This window comes from Streptomyces sp. 135 (assembly GCF_020026305.1).
Classification (GTDB): Bacteria; Actinomycetota; Actinomycetes; order Streptomycetales; family Streptomycetaceae; genus Streptomyces.
In genome coordinates this window covers 4,670,972-4,691,098 of the sequence record NZ_CP075691.1, presented here as the reverse complement: position 1 = coordinate 4,691,098, position 20,127 = coordinate 4,670,972, and the positions used below count along the sequence as shown (strand labels likewise).

The window sequence follows — 20,127 nt, the reverse complement described above, 5'->3', positions numbered from 1 at the left end:
TCCCGGGGCCTGGCCGGGTACGGGTCTAGGGGCCGGCCCCGGGCTCCGGTTCCCCCAGCAGGTCCCGCAGCTCGTCGGCCACCTTGCTGTCCGTGCCGTCCAGCGCCCGGAGCGCCGACCTCCACTGCTCGTACGCCGCCTCGGGGCGCCCCTCCGTCCGCAGGAGCAGCCCGCGCTGATGACGGACCAGGCCCGTCATGTGGGCGTCACCTCGGTGCTCGGCGCGGTCGAGGAGGGCGGTGCACTCGCGCGTCGCGTCCCCGGTACGGCCCAGCCCCCGCAGCGCGCGGACCAGGCCGAGGCGGGCCTGGGACTCGCCGTGCCAGTCCTCGTACTCCCCGTGGATGCGCAGGCTCTCCTCGAAGTGGGCGAGCGCGGCGGCCGGTTCGCCGAGGGTGAGGTGGGCGTAGCCGATGTTGCAGTGGGCGGACTGGCGCACGACGGCGTGCCCGATCGCCTCGCCGATCGCGAGGCTGCGTTCGTGGTGGTCGATGGCGGCGCGGGCATCCGTGTGCTCGTAGAGGTTCCCGAGGTGGCTGAGGGTGATCGCCTCGCTGAGCGGGTCGGCGAGCTCCTTGGCGAGCGCGAGGCTCTGCCGGAGGGACTCGGCGGACTCCTCGTGGCGGCCGAGCCCTTCGAGGAGCAGGCCACGGTTGTTCAGGCCGCGCCGTACGCACGACACGATGCCGAGGACCCGCCAGAGCGCGAGGGCCTGGTCGTTCAGCGCGAGCGCCTCGCCGCTGCGCCCCGACATGAAGTGCGTCCCGGCGAGATCGGTGAGGGCCTGCGCCTCGGCGGCGCTGTCGCCCTCGCGGCGGGCGGCGTCCAGGGCGAGCGTGCCGAGCCTGGCCAACTCCAGGAGGCGGCCCCGGCGTTGCAGGTACGGGAAGAGGCAGCGCACCAGTACCGGCAGCAGGTCAGAGGTCCCGCTGTGCCGCTCCGCGAGGGTGACGATGTTCGCCAGCTCGGTGTCACCCCAGGCGAAGGCCTCCTCCAGGGAGAGGGGAGGCGGATCGGGGTCACACTCACCTGACGTGCCCGGGGAGCCCGACGTGCCCGGGGAATGGGGCGGGACCGGGGAGCGGGGCGGGACCGGCCGCCGCTCGCACTGCTTCCTGCGGCGGGCGAGCCGGGGCTCCACACCGCGCAGCCGGTCCGCCTTGTCGAGACCCTCCGGCATGATCGCCAGCAGGGTGCGGCGGGCGGACTCCGCGTACCAGAGCAGCGCCTGGTCGACGACGTCCTCCGCGCCGGGGCCCACGGCCGCCGTCTCCCTCGCGAAATCGCGGACGAGGTCGTGCGGGGCGTAGCGGCCGTACGCCGTCTCGTCGAGGAGAGCGACGTCGACCAGGCGGTCGAGGGCCGCGCCCGCCCGCAGCTCGTCGACCCCCAACAGGCGCGCGAGCAGCGGCACTCCGTACGTGGGGAGGTCGAGCGCGCCGATCCGGGCGAGGGCGAGGGCGGCGTCGCGGTCGGCCCGGCGTTCCGAGGTGCGCAGGGCGTCCAGGGCCACGGCCAGGGAGCGGCGCACGCTCAGGTCGTCGTACTCCAGGTGGTGCAGGCGGCTGCCGCTGACGGTGAGCAGCTCGGCGAGGGCGTCCGGCGTGAGGGCGCGGCGCGCGGCGAGGCGGGCGGCGATGATGCGCAGGGCCAGCGGGAGGCGGCCCGCCAGTTCGACCAGGGGGTGCCCGGCGTCGAGCCCGGCACGCCCCGACACCACCCGCAGAAGCGCGGCGCTGTCACCGTCCGAGAGCGGCTCCAGCGGGAAGCGGGCCGCGCCGTCGAGCGTCGTCAACGGCGACCTGCTGGTGACGACGACCGCGCAGCCCGGGCCCGCCGGCAGCAGCGGACGTACCTGCGCGGCGGTCGCGGCGTCGTCCAGGACCATGAGCGTGCGCGTGGGCGCGAGCAGGGACCGCAGCAACGCCGACGCCCCGCCCGGGTCCACACAGCCCTCCGGAGTGCGGCGCGGCTCGGCGCCGAGGTCGCGCAGGAGCGAGGTGAGGGCCTGGCCGGGGGTGAGGGGCGTCATGCCCGGCGTCGCGCCGTGCAGATTGACGTACAGCTGCCCGTCGGGGAACTCCTCCCGCAGCCCGTGCGCCACATGCACGGCGAGGGCGCTCTTGCCGACCCCGGCCATCCCGGAGACGACGGCGACGCGGGACCCCGAGGCGAGCGCGTCCCGCAGGGCCCGGACGGTGTCCTCCCGCCCCGTGAAGTGGGCGGGGCCGGGCGGAAGCTGGGCAGGCGGGGCGGACTTGTCGCCCACCACCCCGGCACCGGCCCCGGCATCCGCGGCAGCCTCTGCGGTGGGCTCCCCCGTGGGCTCCCCCACGGCTTCGGACACGCCCGAGCCGCCGCACTTCGCCGCCCCCGCGACCGGCGCCGCACCCGGTCCCGTGACCGGCCCTTCACCCGCACCCTCACGCGCCCCCTCACGCGGCCCTTCGAGTCGCCCTCGCAGCACCTCCTGATGCGCGTCCCCCACCGCCGCGCCCGGCTCCACGCCCAGCTCCTCCACCAGCCTGCGGCGCAGTTCGCGGTGGACGGCGAGGGCCTCCGCCTGCCGGCCCGTGCGGTGCAGCACGAGCATCAACTGCCGGTGGAAGGCCTCGCGGAGAGGGTGCTCGGCGACCAGCTCGGCCAGTTCGGGAGCGAGCGCGGCGAGACCGCTGCCGCGCGCCAGTTCGGCGTCGTACCGCCATTCCAGGGCGAGCAGGCGTGCCTCTTCCAGACGCGGTACGAGGGAGTGGTCCGCCAGCGGTTCCGGCAGGCCGCTCAACGGCCTCCCCCGCCACAGCGCCAGCGCGTCCGAGGCCCACGTGACGACCCGCGCCCAGTCCCGCTCGGCGCGCGCCGCCCGCGCCCGCGCCACCCGGTGTTCGAAGACCCGGACGTCCAACTCGCCCTCGTCGACCCGCAGCCGGTAGCCGGGCGGTACCGCGAGCAGCCGTTCCGGGTCGTCGAGGAGGCGGCGCAGCCGCGTCACGTGGTTCTGGAGGGAGGCGTGCGCGGAAGCGGGCGGGGCGCCGCCCCACAGCGCGTCCTTGAGGGCGTCGAGCGAGACGACCCTGTCCGGTTCCAGGAGGAGCGCGGCCAGCAGGGCACGCCCCTTGGCGCTGCGCACGGGACGCGGCTCGCCCGTGGCGTCGTACACGGCAGGCGCGCCGAGCAGCCCGAACCGCAGGCCGGACCGCAGTTCCTCCCGTTCACTCACACTGTCTCCCCGGGCCGACCGTCGCTTATCAGCCGACCGTTGGCCACATGTTAGCGATCTGTTGGCGGGGCCTGATGTGATCACTACATCGGACCTGGCCCGCCGGTACTCGCGCACAGCGCGTAGCTCGGGGGAGTGTCGCCGCCGCGGCCGGGTCCGGGGGCAGAGAGAGAGCCCCGGTCGGCGGAGGTGAACGACCGGGGCTCTTGTCCTGCCCGGAGCCCTTTCTGAGAGCCGACGCGATCGCGCCTCACGCCCCCGGCAACCGCACCGTGAACAGCGACCCCTTCCCCGGCACGCTCTCCGCCGTCACCGCCCCCTCATGCGCCTCCGCCAGCTTCCGCACGATGGACAGGCCGAGGCCGCTGCCGCCCGTCGACCTCGTACGTGACTTGTCCGCGCGCCAGAAGCGGTCGAAGACGTGCGGCAGATCGGCGGGCGCGATCCCCCTGCCGGTGTCGGCGACCTCGATCAGGACGGCGTCGCCCTTACCGCGGCAGCTGATCCGTACGCTGCCGCCCGCCGGGGTGTGCCGGATCGCGTTGGAGACGAGGTTGCCGATCGCCTGGCGCAGCCGCAGCGGGTCGGCGCTCACCCAGGGGTCGCCGAGCACCGTGGCCCTGAGCTTCACCCCGGCGGCGTCCGCCCGTGCCTGGTGTGCCGCCGCCACCTGCTCGGCGATCTCGGCGGCGCGTACCGGTTCGCGGTGCAGCCGGAGGGTGCCGGCGTCGGCGGCCGCCAGGTCCTGGAGGTCGTCGACGATGTGCTGGAGCAGCAAGGCCTCTTCGAGGAGCGAGGTGACCAGCGCCGGGTCGGTCTCGACGACGCCGTCCTCCGCCGCCTCCAGCCAGCCGCGGATGTTGGAGAGCGGGGTGCGCAGCTCGTGCGCGACATCGCTCACCATGGCCTTGCGCTGCTCCTCCAGGGCCTTGCGGTGGGCGGCCATGTCGTTGAAGGCGGCGGCCAGTTGGCTGATCTCACCGGCCGAGCGGGTGACCTTCGCGGGCACCGGTTCGCTCGCCTCGCCCGTCTTCATGCGCCGCGTCGCGGTGGTCAGTGCCCGCAGCGGCCGGGTCAGCCGGGTCGCGGCGAGCGCGGTGACGGCGACCGTGACGGCGAGGACGGCCGCGGCGAGCCCGGCGAGGCGGACGGTGTTGGCCCCGGAGAGGCTGAAGCCGGGCGTGCTGCGCGAGCCGTCGGGGCTGGTGATGAAGAGCAGCGCGGGCGGGGAGACGTAGGGGCCGAGTTGTTCGCGGCGGGCGCTGTCGACACACGACGTGGCGGCGGCGTCCAGGGCGTTGAGGTCGGTTCCGGCGGGTTCGGACGCGGGGGCGGCGGGGTCGGGGGCCCCAGGGGTCCGGCGGTCACCGGGTGCCCGCGGGGCCTCCCGGAACTCCCCGGGGCCGCCCGCGGGGCCCGTAGCGGTTTCGCGTGTCACGTACGTCGGGACCGCGCCGACCGGCTTCGGGCCGGAGCGCCCGGCCACGTCCAGCCTGACCTCGACCGGGGAGAGGCCGCGCCGCCTCATGCACGCGTCGGCGAGGGAGCCGAGCTTCTCCAGGGCCTTGAACTCGGTGTCGGTCGGTACGTCGAGCAAGGGCGTGTGGCAGCGGGTCTTGTAGAGGTCGCCCGGGTCGTTGTCGATGCGGAGGGAGGGGCGTCCGCCGGGGCCGACGACGATGTCGGAGGTGACGCCGAACTCGGACAGACAGGCCGCACCGCGCTCGGCGGCGGCACGCAACCGCTTGCGCTCGCGCTGAGTGAGACGGTACGGGCCGACCACGCGCGGGTCGATGCGGTCGGCCCTGGCGTCCTCGTCGCTCCGGCCGGCGGACAGCGTCGTGTCCACGGCGAGCGGGTCGAGGACGGCGGAGGCGTTCGGGGGCAGCGGGGTGTGCTTCGAGGGGGCCGCGGAGTCGGTGATGACCTTGCGGTCCTGCGTGGTCAGGGCGATGCGGCGGCCGGTGCTCCGGGACAGTTCGCGGACGGCCTCGCCGGCACCCCGCCAGGCGGGGGCGGTCGCGCCGACGCCGAGGAGACGGTCGTAGATACGGGCGTCGTCGGCGAGCACCTGGCCCTGCTCCTGCCGCAGCGCGCCGGACGTGGTCTGCGCGGCGAGCCAGGCGGTCGCGGCGATCGAGCCGACGGAGACGAGGACGGACACGACGAGCAGCCGGGCCAGCAGGCTCTTACGGAGCGGAACGTCACGCGCCACGGCGGGCCGCCGCGTCGGTGGGGGCGTGGGGGTTTGGGGGCGTGGGGGTGCGGACGGCGCGGACGCCCCGGACGGCACGGACGGCACGGAGCACAGGGCGGGTACGGGGGCCCCGGCCCCAGCCGCAGCTCCGGCCGCAGCCCCAGCCGCAGCTCCGGCCGCAGCCCCAGCCGCAGCCCCGGCCACAGCCCCGCCCCGCTCCGCCCCCGCCCGTGAGCTTGTACCCCACCCCGAAGACCGTCACAAGCCGCCCCGGCCGCCGCGGATCCGCCTCGACCTTCTTCCGGAGATTGAGCACGTGCACGTCGACCGTCCGCACCGATATGTAGCCGGACGAGCCGTGGATCCGGTCGAGGAGCTGAGGCCGGGTGAAGACCCGGTCCGGCTCCTCGGCGAGCGCCGTGAGCAGGTCGAACTCACCCGGCGTGCAGTCGACCTGGCGCCCGTCGACCGTCACCTCGTGCCGCACCGGGTCGACGACGAGACCGCCCACCCGCAGGACCCGCCGCCCGGCGTCCGGCAACGGCGCGTGGATGCCGGACGCGCGCCGCAGCAGCGTCCGTACGCGGGCCATCAGCTCGCGGGGGCTGTACGGCTTCGTGAGGTAGTCGTCGGCGCCCAGGTCGAGACCCGCGAGAAGGTCGTCCTCGGTGGAGCGCGCCGTCAGCATCAGGATCGGCAGCCGGATCAGCTCCGGCGGCCCGTCCCCGTCCCGCAGCAGGCGCGTGACCTCCAGGCCGTCGGCCCCCGGCATCATCACGTCGAGGATCAGCAGATCCGGGGGCCTGCGCCGGACCTCGTGGAGGGCGGCGGACCCGTCGTGGACGACGGAGACCGCGTGGCCCTCGCGTTCCAGGTAGCGGCGGACCAGCTCGGCCTGTTTCTCGTCGTCCTCCGCGACCAGGACAAAAGCGCACATGGCGTTGAGGATAGGCACGCCCCGTCGCGTTCAGGCGGGGGAAGCCGGATCCGGGCGGCTGTCTGACAGGATCCTGATAAGTGTGTCCAGGGCCGCCGCGAGGACGTCCGTCGGCGGTGACGCGAGGCCGATCCGTACCGCGTGCGCCGCGCGCCGCCCGTCGGCGGCGAAGGCAGGGCCCGGCGTGACGGCGATGCCGCGCGCGGCCGCCGCCGCGACGAAGGTCTCGGCACGCCAGGGCGGGGGCAGCTCCCACCAGCAGTAATAGGAGCGCGGATCGGTACGGAACCTCCCCCTCCGCCCAGCCCCAGCCCCAGCCCCAACCCGAGCCCCAGGCCCAGCTCCAGGCCCCGCCCCTGCCCCGGCTCCCGAGCCCGCCCCCATCAACCGCTCCCGCACGATCTCGTGCCGCACCCCCACATCGGCCCGCTTGGCGGCGACCAACGCCTCCACGGTCCCGTCGCCGACCCACCGCACGGCCGCCTCCAGGGCGAAGCCCCCCGCGGTCCAGCCCCCGGACCGCAGGCTGCGCGCGAGCGCGTCCAGATGGCCGGGCGGGGCGGCGAGCATGCCGAGGGTGAGGCCGGGGGCGACGCGCTTGGACAGGCTGTCGACGAAGACGACGCGCTCGGGCAGCAGCGCGGCGAGCGGCACGGGCGCGTCCTCCGCGAGGAACCCCCACGTACCGTCCTCGACCACCCAGCACCCCGCGTCCCGTACGGCCGAGGCGAGTTGCAGGCGCCGCTCCGCCCCCGCCGTGACCGACAGCGGATTCTGCAGGGTCGGCTGTACGTACACCGCGGCGAGGGAGGCGCCGCGGTGGGCGGCGGCGAGCGCGTCGGGGAGCATGCCCTGCTCGTCGACGGCGATGGGCACGAGCCGCACGCCGAGCTGTTCGGCGATGGCTCTCACCAGGGGATACGTGACTTCCTCGACGCCCACGCGGCCGCCGGGACGGACGAGCGAGGAGAGGGCGGCGGCGATGGCCTGCCTGCTGTTCCCGGCGAAGAGCAGCTGACCGGGGTCCGGGCGCCATCCGCTGCGGGCGAGCACCGTGGCGGCCGCCTCACGCGCCTCGGGCGTACCGTCCGGCGCGGCGGGCCGGGTGGCCTCCAGGAGCACATCGGCGCGCGTGAGCGGCCCGAGGGCGCGGGCCATGAGCGCCGACGGCCGCCCCGGCCGCCCTGATGCGGCGCCGCGGCCCTGACGAACGTGCCGCGCCCCACCTCGCCGACGACCAGGCCCCGCCGCGCCAGCTCCCCGTACACGCGGATGGCCGTGGAGCCGGCGATCCCCCGCCGCCGCGCGAAGGCCCGCTGCGTCGGCAGCCGTTCGCCGCCCCGCAGCGTCCCCGCCTCGATCTCCCGGGCCACCTCATCGGCCACCTCCCGGAAGTCCCGCCGCCTCCGCACGCCCCGCTCCCCGCTCTCCGCCACCTGTCCCCGCCCCTCGCTCCCCGCTCCGACCGACTGCCTGCCTACCTATGTGCCTGCCTACCTACGCGCCCGCCTACCTACCTGCGCCGACGACCGACCGCGCCCACATTGCACCGAGAGCAAAGACCCTATTGCACCGACCAGTTGGCGCCACCTAGCCTCCCCTCATGGCACCCGCACAGCTCAACGGCGTCACCATCGGCTACGACGACACGGGCGACGCCGAGGCCGGCTCCGCCGCCGCGTCCCGCCCCACCCTCGTCCTCCTCCACGGCCACCCCTTCGATCGCTCCATGTGGGCCCCGCAGCGCGAGGCGTTCGCCGGGACGCACCGCGTCGTCACCCCGGACCTCCGCGGCTACGGCGAGTCGACCGTCGTCCCCGGCACCACGGCCTTCGCCACCTTCGCCGAGGACGTCGCCGCGCTCCTGGACCACCTGGGCGTACGGGAGTTCGCGCTCGGCGGCCTCTCGATGGGCGGGCAGCTCGTCATGGAGTGCCACCGCCTGTTCCCGGAACGCCTCACGGGCCTCCTCCTGGCCGACACCTTCCCCGCGGCGGAGACCCCGCAGGGCAAGGCCACCCGCAACGCCCAGGCGGACCGGCTCCTCGCCGAGGGCATGAAGGGGTACGCGGACGAGGTGCGGGACAAGATGGTGGCCCCGTACAACGCGGAGGCGTCCGCGTACGTCCACCGCATGATGCTGGCCGCCCCGCCCGAGGGAGCCGCCGCCGCCCTGCGCGGCCGGGCCGAACGCCCCGACTACCGCGCCATGCTGGCCCGCGTCGCCGTGCCGTCCCTCGTGGTCGTCGGCCGCGACGACACGTACACGCCGGTCTCCGACGCCGAGGCCATGCACGCCGCGCTGCCCGACTCCGCGCTGTGCGTCGTCGAGGGAGCAGCGCACCTGCCGAACCTGGAACGCCCCGCCGAATTCAACGCCGCGGTCCACACCTGGCTGACCCGCCTCCCGGCAACCGCGCCCTACCTGGACCGCTGACGCCGGGCAGGGCGGCGGGCAAGGCGGCGACCAAGGCAGAGACCAGGGCCGCCGCCAGGGCATCTGGCGGTGCCCTACCAGGTGGGCCGCGCCCCCACCCCGCCGTCCACCACCAGATCCGTACCCGTGATCCAGGACGCGGCGTCCGAGGCGAGGAACACACACGCGTCGCCGATGTCCTCGGGCCGTCCGAGCCGCCCGAGCGGCGCGGCCCGCCCCCACCGCTCCACGCCCTGCGGCCACTGTTCGGCGAGGCCCGGCCGGTCGATGAGGCCGGGCGAGACGCTGTTGACACGGATGCCGCGCGGCCCGTACTCCAGGGCCGCCGAGCGGGCGAACATGATCAGGGCCGCCTTGGACGCGCTGTAGTGCGCGTGGCCGGGGGCGGGGTGCGAGCCCTCGATGGACGCGATGTGCGTGACCGTGCCGCCGCCGTCCTGCCGGGACATGAGGTCCGCGGCGGCCTGGGTGCAGCAGAAGGCGCTGGTCACGTTTGCGTCGGAGAGCTGCCGCCACTCCGCGGCCGTCAGGTCCGCGAGGTCCCGCAGGGGCTGGATCCCGGCGTTGTTGACCAGCGCGTCCAGGCGGCCCCGCCAGGCGTACGCGGCCTCGACGAGGCGGTGGCACTCCTCCTCCCGGGTCAGGTCCGCCCCCAGGGCGACGGCGTCACCGCCCGCCGCCCCGATCCGCTCGACCAGCTCCCGGGCCCGGCTCTCGCCCCGCCGGAAGTGCACCACGACCGCCGCCCCGGCCTGCGCGAACCGCCGGGCGATCCCGGCACCGATGTCTCCGCTGCCCCCGGTGACGAGAGCGACGCGCCCGTCCAACCGCGGCAGACTCTCGTCCCGCCACACCTCGCGCCCACCTCCAACCACCCCCTCGTCACGCATCGAAGCCCCCCGCCGCTCCTTCCCGTCCCATCCGCACCGGCTCCCCCGGCCTGCACAGCTCCCGGATGAGCCGCGCCCGTCCCGGATACCGCGCGGCCAGCTCGTCCGGGTCCCCGCCTTCGTAGTCCTCGGACAGGAAACCGGGCGCCATCGTCGTCCCGAACAGCGACCACCCGTAGCGCCCACCGTCGTCCGGGCCGGGCGCCACCCTCGCCCCCATCCACGTCCCCGCCGGGACGACTAGCTGTACGCACCCGGCCCGCCCCAGCACGGCGAGGCGGTCCGTGCCGTCGGGTGCCAGGAGCAGCAGTTCCAGGGCGTCGCCCTCGTAGAAGTGCCAGACCTCGTCGGTGGGCAGGCGGTGCAGGGCGGAGAAGTCCCCGGGCGCGGTGGTCAGGAGGACGAGGATCGCGGAGCCGGCCGGGCGGCCGTCGGCGTCGGGCGGCCCCACCCAGGTCCGCCGGAACAGGCCGCCCTCCACCGGCAGGGGCCGCAGCCCGTGCCGCGCGGCGACTTCGTCAGCTGTCTCGACCCGTTCAACTGTCTCGACCCGCTCGGCCAGCTCAGCTCGCTCGACTTTTTCGACCATGGTCGAAGAAGTCCCCGGCAGCGGCACGTCTCATACCCGTGCGACTGCCCATGCGACTGACCGCGCGGCGAACAAAGCCCGTCGCGAAGAAACCCCCCGAAAAGAAATCCCCCCGAACGGCGTCATGAGGACGCACCTCACCACTCCCTCTCCACATCAGCCCTATTTCTCCCCGTTCGACCCCATGGAGGGCGATGTGAGTACCCCGGTCTTCGACGAGATACCCGTGACGCGCGACTGCCCCTGCCCGGGCTGCGCGCGGGAGCGGCTCGCACTGCGAGCGAGCGGCGGCTCGCGCGCCAGTACGCGCGCCGCGGCCGTGGTGGCGCTCGGCGCGGTCCTGACGGGCGCGGGCACGGGCGCCGCCCACGCGCTGGCGCAGCCCCCGGTCGCCACGCAGAACCCGCTGCCGCCAGGGCAAGGCGCGCCGGGCCCGCTGTTCGCGCAGCAGGCGGCGACCCACTCGGCACCGGCGCCGATGCGGCTGACGCGTGCGCAGATCCTGGCCCGCGCCCAGACCTGGGTCGACGCCCGGGTGTCGTACAGCATGAGCGCGTACTACCAGGGCTACCGCAAGGACTGCTCGGGCTTCGTCTCGATGGCGTGGGGCCTCGGCAGCAACCAGTGGACGGGCAGCCTCGCCGCGTACGGCGTGCGGATCGGCAAGAGCCAGTTGAAGCCGGGCGACATGCTGCTGTTCCACAACCCGTCGAATCCCGCCGCCGGCTCGCACGTGACGATCTTCGGCGGCTGGACGGACTCGTCGAAGACGCGGTACGTGGCGTACGAGCAGACGCGCCCGCACACGCTGAAGAGGACCACCCCGTACGCGTACTGGAACCATTCCGGCGGCTATGTCCCGTACCGCTACAAGTACGTGGCGGAGGACGGCGGCTCCGGCGGCGGCGGGTCCTCCGGCACGGCCTTCCCCGGCGCGTCCGCTTTCGGTCCCGGCGCCTCGGGCGGCCACGTCACCGAACTCGGCCGCATGCTGGTCAAGCGTGGCGGCGGCCGTTTCTACCAGGTCGGCCCGGGGCCCCGCTGGTCGGACGCGGACCGCAGGGCGACGCAGGCCTTCCAGAAGGCGCAGGGCTGGCAGGGCGCCGAGGCGGACGGCATTCCGGGCCCGGCGACGTGGCGGTATCTGGTGGAGGGAAAGGGGCGGGACATCGGCGGCGGCTCGGGCGGCTCGACGGGCTCGGCGACCGCCTTCCCCGGCGGGCGCTACTTCCGGCCCGGCCAGTCGAACGCCCATGTCACGGAGTTGGGCAAGCGCTTGGTGAAGAAGGGTTACGGCAAGCACTACACGCAGGGGCCTGGCCCCGCGTGGTCGGAGGCCGACCGCCGCAACGTGGAGGCGTTCCAGCGGGCCCAGGGCTGGCGCGGCAGAGACGCGGACGGTTACCCCGGCCCTGAGACGTGGCGACGGCTCTTCGCCTGAGGCGGGGCGGGGCGGGCGCGGGGGTCCGCCTCAGGCGAGGGACCCCTGGGGTCCCGCTTCAGACGAGGGACCCGTGGGGCGGCGGGCGGCAGCCGCCTCACCGCCACCCCGGCGCCCACCCCGGCTCCCGCCCCGCGGCAGCCCCGCGTTGACGTAAGACAGCTGCCGCTGCCCCTCCCGGCACGCCGCGCAACCCCGCAGATGAGCGAGGACGGCCGCGGTGTGCCGCCGCGGGGAACGCCCCCGCAAGACCGCCACGACCCGGTCCATCACCTCGGCGCATTCCGCGCTGGCGGGATTCACGTGGCGGCGCAGAAAGCCCGCGCGCAGCGCCTCTTTGGACCGGTAGACGAAAGAGGACGCGGCGGTGGCGGCGATACCGAGCCGGTCACCGACGTGTCCCGCGCTTTTCTCCTCCAGGGCGAAGAGCCGTATCGCGGTGCGGCGTTGCTCTGAAAGACCGAGAAACGCCTCCCGCGCGCAGGCGGCGTCGAAGTGCGCGGTGACCCGGCAGGAATTCTCGCCGGGCCGGTCGGGAAGTTCGGCGACGGGAATCTCACGCCGGCGCCGTTCGGTGGTACGGGCGGCCGCATGGCGTACGGAGACCCTCACATACGCCGCGACGTTCCCGACCGGACCGTGACCGCCGCGCAATGCCTGCAACAGGCCGAGCATCGCCTCGGAAACGGCGTCCTCGGCGTCGGCCGTACTGCCGTGCGTACAGCGCAGAGCGCATTGCCGCGCCGTACGCAGATGCCGCTCCCACAACGCGTGGAATGCCCGCGGATCTCCTCGCCGCACCCGTTCGCACAACGCGGCGTCCCCGAAGCGGTCAACTCTCTCGACTTCCGCGGCTCTCTCGACTTCCGCGGCTCTCTCGACCTGCACGGCGTCACCTCTCGGTTGTGCGGAACGCGCCCCGATTCAGCGTTCCGTGCCCCGAACAACGCCATGCCCCTCCAAAGTGGACAGGTCGCACCATAGGGAGACAACTGCCCTCAACTTTCGTCGGGCCCGACGAGCGCCGGAGTCACCCCCGCCGCGCTCCCCGCCTCGGAAAGCCCCAGCTCATACGCGAGGATCGCCGCCTGCGTCCGGTTGTCGAGGCCGAGCCGCCGCAGGATCCGCGAGACATACGTCTTGACGCTGGTCAGCGACAGATGCAGCGCCGCGGATATCTCCTTGTTGCTCATTCCGGCGCCGACCAGCGCGAGCACCTTCACTTCACTCTCCCCGAACGAGGCGACCTTCGCGGCCAGTTCGGACGCCCTCGGAATTCGCGTGACCGGTGCGGTCCGACCGACGAGACGTTTCATCACGGCGTACGAGAGAACGCTCGCGCCGGCCGCCACGGAACGCACGGACGAGACGATCTCCCGAGGCGTCGACGTCTTCAGGAGAAGCCCCGCCGCCCCCGCCCGGAATGCGTCGAGGACCGCTTCGTCCGAGTCATGGTTGGTCAGCACGAGGACCCGCGCGGAAGGCATGGAACGCGCCAGCTGAAGCGTCGCGTCAATTCCGTCGACCCCCGGCATGCGCAGGTCGAGGAGTACCACGTCCGGGGCGAGTTCCCTGGCCATTCCGACCGCTTCCGCACCGTCGGCCGCCTCGCCCACGACCACCAGGTCGTCGGCCGCGCCGAGCAATGCGCGCAGGCCGGCGCGGATCACGGGCTGGTCATCGACGACGAGTACGCGAACCACGTTCATTCCGGCCTTGTTCCGAGCGTCGATGAGCCTGTCATGCGCTAGATGATATCGATCATATCGGTGACGGCATCTCAACTCCCGCTCCACGTTCGGGACTTTCGACCATGACGAGAGCCGACGTCCCGCAAGTAGAATCCCTTACGGATTCAGGGCGTGAGCGACCGCCAGATCCGATCCGGCAGAACGCGCGCGGCCCGCCCGAGGTCGACGTCGTCCAGACCGGAGAGCCGGCGGCGCGCGGTCGCGACGATCGGCCCCATGACGAGCGCCTCGACCATGGGCACGTCCAGCGGCGCGATCTCGCCCGACTCCGTGTGCCGCCGCACCCACTCGGCCAGCGGCGACAGCCGGGCCTCCTGGGCGTCGCGCAGCTGCTTGGCGTGGGCCATCCCCACCCGGTCGGCATAGGAGGAGTGCAGGAGCCGCGAGGCGTCCGGGTGCTCCTGGATGAACGCCAGATAGGTCCGCACGAGCGCGCGGACGCCACCGCGCGCCGTGCGGGAACGCTCGACGGCCGCGGCCAGCTCGCCGAGGAGACGTCCGAGCCAGCGCAGCAGCAGGGCGTTCATCAGGCCGTCGACGCTGCCGAAGTGGTGGTAGAGACTGCCGAGGCTGACGCCGCTCGCCTTGGTGAGAGCGCTGACGGTGACACCCTGCTCCCCGGAGTCGGCGTACACCTGAAGGGCGGCGTCCAGGAGGCGCTCGGCGGTTTCCGCGCCACGTTGTTGCTTGGGGCTCATGGTGCCCACCAGCGTAGACCCCCGCCCAGCAAGGCGGACCGAACGCCTCCGCTCCACCGGAAGTGGAATACTTTTCTAGAAAGATCTTCCAACCCGGCCGATCGATGGTCCACACTGGTCACCGGTCGGCCCGGGCCGGTGTCCGTCCGTGCGGACGGGGGTGCGCACGGGAACGGCACGGGTCCGGCCGGCGGCCGGTGAACGGGGAGACGGTGGACGGGGCAGGCGGACAGGACGGGTTCGACCTCACGGGCAGCGGCGCCGAGCCGCTGCGCGAGCGGGATCCGCGGCGGATCGGTTCGATCCCGCTGGTGGGGCGCCTCGGGGTCGGCGGCATGGGACGGGTGTATCTCGGCGTCGTCGACGGGCGGTACGCCGCCGTCAAGCAGATGCTGGCGTCCGTCGTCGCCGAGGACGAGGGGTTCGTACGCCGCTTCGGGCAGGAGATGGACAACCTCGCGCGCCTGCCGGCCGAGGCCACCGCCCCGCTCCTCGCGAGCGACCGCACCGCGGAACCGCCGTGGTTCGCCACCGCGTACGTCCCCGGGATCACCCTGGCCGAGGCCGTCGAACCGCACGGAGGGCCGTTGCCGGCCGACTCCCTGTGGCGGCTCCTGCGGGAGGTGGCCGCTGGCCTGGCCTCCGTCCACGCCCGCGACATGGTGCACCGGGACCTCAAGCCGTCGAACGTGATGCTGACCCTCGACGGCGTCGCCCTCATCGACTTCGGCATCGCCCGCGCCGCCGAGCAGAGCCAGCTGACCCAGACCGGCCTCATCGTCGGCACGCCGGCGTACATGTCGCCCGAACAGGCCTCCGGAAAGCGGCGGTTGACCAGGGCCTCCGACATCTTCACGCTGGGCCTGCTGGTCGCCTACGCGGCGAGCGGCCGCTGGCCGTTCAAGGACGGCGCCGAGGGCAGCCCGCTCTACCGCATCGTCCACGACGCCCCCGACCTCGGCCCGCTGCGCGAGCTGGACCCGCGGTTGGCCGAGATCGTCGACACGTGCCTGGACAAGGACCCCGAGGGCCGCCCGACGGCGGCGGAACTGCTCGACCTGGCCGCACAACACGGCCCCACCGCCCCGCCCCGCTGGCCGGCCCCGGTCACCGACCGCCTGGCGGGCCGCGCGGCCTTCGCGGCGCGAACCCCGCCCGCGCCGCCGGAACCCCTCCCGTCCCCGCCCGGCCACGCTCCCGCCCCACAGCCACAGCCACAGCACGGCCCGACACCCGAGACCACCCCGGACGCGGCCGCCGCACCTGCCCGCCCCGAGCGCCGCCGCCGCCGCACCCGCGTCCTGATGGCCGTGGTCCCCGTGGTGATCGCCACCGGCACGACACTGGCCATCCAGAACCTCCCGTACGTCAGCACTCCCGACCGCGCGGCGGGTTCGACGCCCTCCGTCTCGGCGACGGCCCCGTCGGACGACCAGAAGGCCCCGAAGAGCCCCACGGAGAAGCCGGAGAAGAACCGAAAAGACCCGAAGGACGAATCCAAGGACGACGAGGACAAGTCGTCGCACGACAAGCACGACAAGACAGAAGACGACGCCGCGAACGGCGACGACTCGGGCCCCGGCGACGCGAAGAGCCCATCCAGGAACAACGGCAAGGGAAGCAACGGGGACTCCGACCCCGACCACAACGGCGACTCACCCCCCGACACCGACTCCCCCGACGACAACGGCGGCAGCGACGACGACAGCAACGGCGACGCACCGTCCACCCCCACCACAGGCCCCTTCCGCCTGAAGAACACCGACAACGGCGCCTGCCTGACCCAGGTCTACGGCGCCGCGGACCACGGCTCGTGCGGCGACCCCAGCGCCAACTGGAAGACGGTGAGCGCGGAGAACAACAGCTTCAAGGTGGTCAACAAGCAGTCCGGCCGCTGCCTGGTCGCCAACATGCTCGGCCAGGCGGTCTTCGTCGGCGACTGCACGCAGGGCGCCGCCCGCCTCTGGCGCTGGGGCCCGAGCGGCACCCTGAAGAGCACCTCGAACGGCGGCTGCCTGGACCTGGCCTACGGCGGCGGAGTAGCCGCCGCCACCTGCCAGTCCGGCAAGGCGTCGCAGCAGTGGTCCAGGTGACGCTCACGGCAGCGGCGGACGGAAACCTGGGCAGGCCGCGAGGTACGAGGCGACCGTCTCCCTGTCCCACCCGCCGGCCGCCAGAAGCCCCGAGGCGAGAAGCCGTACGTAGGCGGGAGCCGGAGGAACCCACTCGACCTCGTCCATGCTCCAGGGAGCCGTGAAGGTCAGAACGGGCAGCCGGTCGACCTGACCGGCGCACACCAGCGTTTCGTACCGGCCTTCTCCCAGCACGGCACGCCCCCGTATGAGCGCCTCCGTCAGATCGAGATCCGAGCCCGGCTCCCGGTACATCTCCTGAGCCGCGATGTCCGCGAACTGCTCAGCGGTCACCAGATGAGCCCGGGCCAGAACCCGTCCGCTCACCCGGGGGTCATAAAAGGCCCTGCCCCCGCCCCACACAGGCGACCGGGTCGCGAAGTACATGGCTCCGGCCAGCTCCACCGGAATGGAGACAGCAGGCATGGCAGGATCACGGCACCCCGGATAGCGCCTCGCCGCACCCGGCGGACACCCGCCCTTGATATAGGCGGCAAGCCGATCGAGCTGCGTGTTGGACCCATAGGCGGTGTACCAGACCCACTCAGGACACCGACCCCCCGGCAACACCGGCTCAACACGCACCGGATCAACACCCCGCAAAGCATCCGTCACACCGCCGCCCTCCTCCCCCCTCCCCCGCACAACACAAAACCCCAGGCCACGGGGTACGTGACCTGGGGTTTCAACTGAGCCGCCTTCGGGATTCGAACCCGAGACCTACGCATTACGAGTGCGTTGCTCTGGCCATCTGAGCTAAGGCGGCGCGCCGTCCGCACCATCGTGCGATCAGCAACGCGGCCAAGTCTACACAGTTTCCGGGGGCGCTCCGCACACCCCTCCCGGAGCCGGGCTCCGCCCCCGCGGAACCGCTACGAGCAGCGCTTTCCGTCCGCCGGTGCCGTGCCCTCCAGGAGGTACCTGTTGATCGCCGAGTCGATGCACTCACTGCCCCGGCCGTACGCCGTGTGGCCGTCGCCCTCGTACGTGAGGAGGCGGCCGGAGGAGAGCTGGGCGGCCAGGGCCTCGGCCCAGTGGTAGGGGGTCGCCGGGTCGCGGGTCGTGCCGACGACCACGATGGGGGCCGCGCCCTCCGCCTCGATGCGATGCGGCTCACCCGTGGGCTTCACCGGCCAGTAGGCGCAGTTCAGCGAGGACCAGGCGAGGCCCTCGCCGAAGACCGGGGAGGCCTTCTCGAAGTCGGGCACGGCCTCCTTGACCTCGTCCGGCGTGGTGAAGGCGGGCGGCAGGTCCAGGCAGTTCACGGCGGCGTTGGCGAACATCAGGTTCGCGTACGTGCCGTCGCTGTCCCGCTCGTAGTAGCTGTCGGAGAGGGCCAGCAGGGCCGAGCCGTCCTTGTTCCGCATCGCCGAGGTGAGCGCGTCCCGCAGCTGCGGCCAGGCGCCCTCGTCGTACATTGCGGCGATCACGCCCGTCGTGGCGAGCGCCTCGCCGAGCTTGCGGCCGGAGGCGTCACCGGCCGCAAGGGGCGCGCGGTCCAGTTGATCGAAGAAGCCCTTCAGCCGCTTGCCCGCCTCGCGGGGGCTCCGGGAGCCGAGCGGGCATTCACGGCCGAGCGCCACGCAGTCCTTCGCGAACGCCTGGAACGCCGTCTCGAAACCGGCGGTCTGGTCACGGTTCATGCGGCGCGCCGGCAGAGAGGGGTCCATCGCGCCGTCCAGCACCAAGCGGCCCACGCGCTTCGGGAAGAGCCCGGCATACGTCGCGCCGAGGAACGTCCCGTACGAAGCGCCGACGTACGACAGCTTCTCGTCGCCCAGCGCCGCCCTCAGGACGTCCATGTCCCGCGCCGCCTCGACCGTGGAGACGTGCGGCAGGATCGCCCCGGACCGCTTCTCGCAGCCGGCCGCGAAGTCCTCGTAGGAGGTCCGCAGCCCGTCGGTCTCTCGCTGGTCGTCGGGGGTGACGTCGGTCTGCGTGTACGCGTCCATCTCCTTGCCGTCGAGGCAGGTGACGGGCTCGCTGCGGGCCACGCCGCGCGGGTCGACGGCGACCATGTCGTAGCGGGCGCGGACCGCTTCGGGGTAGCCGAGCGCCGCGTACGACTGGAGGTAGCCGACCGCCGAGCCGCCGGGCCCGCCCGGGTTGACCAGGAGCGAACCGAGCCGCTCCTGCCGCCTGGTGGCCTGTTTGCGGGCCACCGCCAGTTTGATGTCGCCCGCCGCGGGCTTGTCGTAGTCGCGTGGGGCCTTCATCGAGGCGCACTCGAAGCCGGCGACGCCGCACTCCCGCCAGCTGAGCTTCTGCTCGTAGTACGGGGCGAGCTCCGCGGGTGTCGAGCGGGGCAGCGCGGCCATGGAGACGTCCACCGTCGGACCTCCGGAGGAGCAGCCCGAGACGAGCAGCCCGGCGGTCACGAGCAGCGTGCCGCAGGTACGGAAGGAAAGGCGGGGGTGGCGACGGCTGTGACGGCTGATGTCCATCACGCGAGGGTAACTCTCCGCACAGAGAGGATCACAGCCCGTGCTCAGCCGATACTCGTACGGGTGACGTCGTCAACCGGCGGCCCCAAGAGGGCCGTTCAGCGCGTGCGCGGCTCGGGGCGCCGTCACCCCGCCCGCAGCGCCACCGTCATCGCCTCCACCGCGAGCAGCGGCGCCACATTGCGGTCGAGGGCCGTGCGGCAGGCGCCGATCGCCTCGATGCGGCGCAGTGTGGCCTCCGGAGAGGTGCCGAGTGCCATGCGCTCCAGCATGTCCTGCACCTCGGTGTTGGCGATGGCCACGCGGGAGCCCAACTGAAGGGCGAGGACGTCGCGGTAGAGCCCGGTCAGGTCGATGAGCGCGAGGTCCAGGCTGTCCCGCTGCGTGCGCGTCCTGCGGCGCTTCTGCCGGTCCTCCAGCTCCTTCATGGCACCGGCGGTGCCGCGCGGCATCCGGCCGCCCTGCCCTCCGCCGAGCGCCGCCTTCAGGTCCTCGGTCTCCTTGGTGTCGACATCCTCGGCCACCTGCTTCGCGTCGTCGGTCGCCGTGTCGATCAGCTCTTGCGCGGCCTTGAGGCAGCCGCCGATCTCGTGCACGCGCAGCGGCATCTTCAGGACGGCGGCCCTGCGCTCACGCGCGCGCGGGTCGGTGGCGAGCCGCCGGGCGCGGCCGATGTGGCCCTGCGTCGCGCGCGCCGCGGCCGCGGCGACGTCCGGCTCGATGCCGTCTCTCCGTACGAGCACGTCGGCCACGGCGTCCACCGGAGGCGTACGCAGGGTCAGGTGCCGGCAGCGGGAGCGGATGGTCGGCAGCACGTCCTCCAGGGAGGGCGCGCAGAGCAGCCACACGGTACGGGGGGCGGGTTCCTCCACGGCCTTCAGCAGGACGTTCCCCGCGCCCTCCGTGAGGCGGTCGGCGTCTTCCAGGACGATGACCTGCCACCGGCCGACCGCCGGCGAGAGCTGCGCCCGCCGCACCAGGTCACGGGTCTCCTTGACGCCGATGGACAGCAGGTCCGTACGCACCACTTCCACGTCGGCGTGCGTACCGATGAGGCTGGTGTGGCAGCCGTCGCAGAATCCGCAGCCCGGCGCGCCGCCGAGCGCGCGGTCCGGGCTCGTGCACTGCAAGGCGGCGGCGAAGGCCCGCGCGGCCGTGGAACGGCCCGAGCCGGGCGGGCCCGTGAACAGCCAGGCGTGCGTCATCTTCGACGAGTCCGGCACGGGCGTGTCGGCGGCGACCGCCGTCACCAGCGCGTCGGCGTCCCGAGCGGCGGCGCCCAGCTGCTCGCTCACCCGCTCCTGACCCACCAGGTCGTCCCACACGCTCATGGGGTCACCGCCTTACGCTGCGCACTGCTCTTGCCGGACTGCCCATTGTGGAACACGGCACTG

The 20,127-nt window shown here is 73.5% G+C and carries 13 protein-coding genes, 1 tRNA gene and 2 pseudogenes; 3 read left to right on the top strand and 13 right to left on the bottom strand.

Going from position 1 to position 20,127, the window contains the following annotated elements; all coding sequences use genetic code 11:
• Nucleotides 1-25 precede the first annotated feature (25 nt).
• From KKZ08_RS21125 to KKZ08_RS21110, 4 genes and pseudogenes are all read right to left on the bottom strand, one after another.
• On the bottom strand, nt 26-3,217 hold the full coding sequence (locus KKZ08_RS21125; RefSeq protein ID WP_223775950.1) for an AfsR/SARP family transcriptional regulator: 3,192 nt from the start codon (nt 3,215-3,217) through the stop codon (nt 26-28).
• A 250-nt stretch (nt 3,218-3,467) separates the two neighbouring features.
• Nucleotides 3,468-5,432 carry a HAMP domain-containing sensor histidine kinase gene (locus KKZ08_RS21120; RefSeq protein WP_223775949.1) on the bottom strand — a complete coding sequence of 655 codons (1,965 nt, stop codon included), beginning with the start codon at nt 5,430-5,432 and terminating at the stop codon, nt 3,468-3,470.
• Nucleotides 5,433-5,643: 211 nt separating this feature from the next.
• Nucleotides 5,644-6,351, bottom strand: a pseudogene (locus KKZ08_RS21115) (response regulator transcription factor); the annotation flags it as partial.
• 30 nt (nt 6,352-6,381) lie between these two features.
• Nucleotides 6,382-7,763 (bottom strand): annotated as a pseudogene (locus tag KKZ08_RS21110) (PLP-dependent aminotransferase family protein).
• Nucleotides 7,764-7,954: 191 nt separating this feature from the next.
• Here KKZ08_RS21110 and KKZ08_RS21105 point away from each other — a divergent pair.
• Nucleotides 7,955-8,788, top strand: a complete 834-nt coding sequence (locus tag KKZ08_RS21105; protein ID WP_223775948.1) for an alpha/beta fold hydrolase — start codon at nt 7,955-7,957, stop codon at nt 8,786-8,788.
• A 74-nt stretch (nt 8,789-8,862) separates the two neighbouring features.
• On the opposite strand, the gene KKZ08_RS21100 is transcribed toward KKZ08_RS21105, so the two are convergent.
• Entirely contained in the window at nt 8,863-9,678 is an 816-nt protein-coding gene (locus KKZ08_RS21100) for a glucose 1-dehydrogenase (protein WP_223775947.1), read from the bottom strand.
• Entirely contained in the window at nt 9,671-10,267 is a 597-nt protein-coding gene (locus tag KKZ08_RS21095; protein ID WP_223775946.1) for a cupin domain-containing protein, read from the bottom strand. Before KKZ08_RS21095 ends, KKZ08_RS21100 begins: the two co-directional genes overlap by 8 nt.
• Nucleotides 10,268-10,463: 196 nt before the next feature.
• Between KKZ08_RS21095 and KKZ08_RS21090 the strand changes: the two genes are divergently transcribed.
• Entirely contained in the window at nt 10,464-11,708 is a 1,245-nt protein-coding gene (locus KKZ08_RS21090; RefSeq protein ID WP_223775945.1) for a peptidoglycan-binding protein, read from the top strand.
• A 30-nt stretch (nt 11,709-11,738) separates the two neighbouring features.
• On the opposite strand, the gene KKZ08_RS21085 is transcribed toward KKZ08_RS21090, so the two are convergent.
• The 3 genes from KKZ08_RS21085 to KKZ08_RS21075 form a co-directional block, all read right to left on the bottom strand.
• Nucleotides 11,739-12,596, bottom strand: a complete 858-nt coding sequence (locus KKZ08_RS21085; RefSeq protein WP_223775944.1) for a sigma-70 family RNA polymerase sigma factor — start codon at nt 12,594-12,596, stop codon at nt 11,739-11,741.
• A 110-nt stretch (nt 12,597-12,706) separates the two neighbouring features.
• Nucleotides 12,707-13,417 (bottom strand): response regulator transcription factor, encoded by a 711-nt coding sequence (locus tag KKZ08_RS21080; RefSeq protein WP_223779131.1) that lies wholly within the window; start codon nt 13,415-13,417, stop codon nt 12,707-12,709.
• A gap of 146 nt (nt 13,418-13,563) precedes the next feature.
• Nucleotides 13,564-14,157, bottom strand: a complete 594-nt coding sequence (locus KKZ08_RS21075; RefSeq protein WP_223775943.1) for a TetR/AcrR family transcriptional regulator — start codon at nt 14,155-14,157, stop codon at nt 13,564-13,566.
• Nucleotides 14,158-14,369: 212 nt separating this feature from the next.
• On the opposite strand from KKZ08_RS21075, the gene KKZ08_RS21070 reads away from it, so the two are divergent.
• A complete protein-coding gene (locus tag KKZ08_RS21070) occupies nt 14,370-16,250 on the top strand; it encodes a protein kinase (RefSeq protein ID WP_223775942.1) in 1,881 nt (626 codons plus the stop codon).
• Nucleotides 16,251-16,253: 3 nt separating this feature from the next.
• Here the strand turns inward: KKZ08_RS21070 and KKZ08_RS21065 are convergent, their stop codons facing one another.
• The 4 genes from KKZ08_RS21065 to KKZ08_RS21050 all read right to left on the bottom strand — a co-directional run bounded on the left by KKZ08_RS21065 (nt 16,254) and on the right by KKZ08_RS21050 (nt 20,064).
• The gene (locus tag KKZ08_RS21065; protein ID WP_223779130.1) at nt 16,254-16,874 is read right to left on the bottom strand and encodes a histone deacetylase; all 621 of its coding nucleotides are present in this window, start codon (nt 16,872-16,874) and stop codon (nt 16,254-16,256) included.
• 107 nt (nt 16,875-16,981) lie between these two features.
• Nucleotides 16,982-17,055, bottom strand: a tRNA-Thr gene (locus KKZ08_RS21060).
• 106 nt (nt 17,056-17,161) lie between these two features.
• On the bottom strand, nt 17,162-18,733 hold the full coding sequence (locus KKZ08_RS21055; protein ID WP_223775941.1) for an alpha/beta hydrolase: 1,572 nt from the start codon (nt 18,731-18,733) through the stop codon (nt 17,162-17,164).
• 125 nt (nt 18,734-18,858) lie between these two features.
• Complete coding sequence (locus KKZ08_RS21050) at nt 18,859-20,064, bottom strand: DNA polymerase III subunit delta' (RefSeq protein WP_223775940.1); 1,206 nt, start codon at nt 20,062-20,064, stop codon at nt 18,859-18,861.
• Between the last annotated feature and the right edge of the window lie 63 nt (nt 20,065-20,127).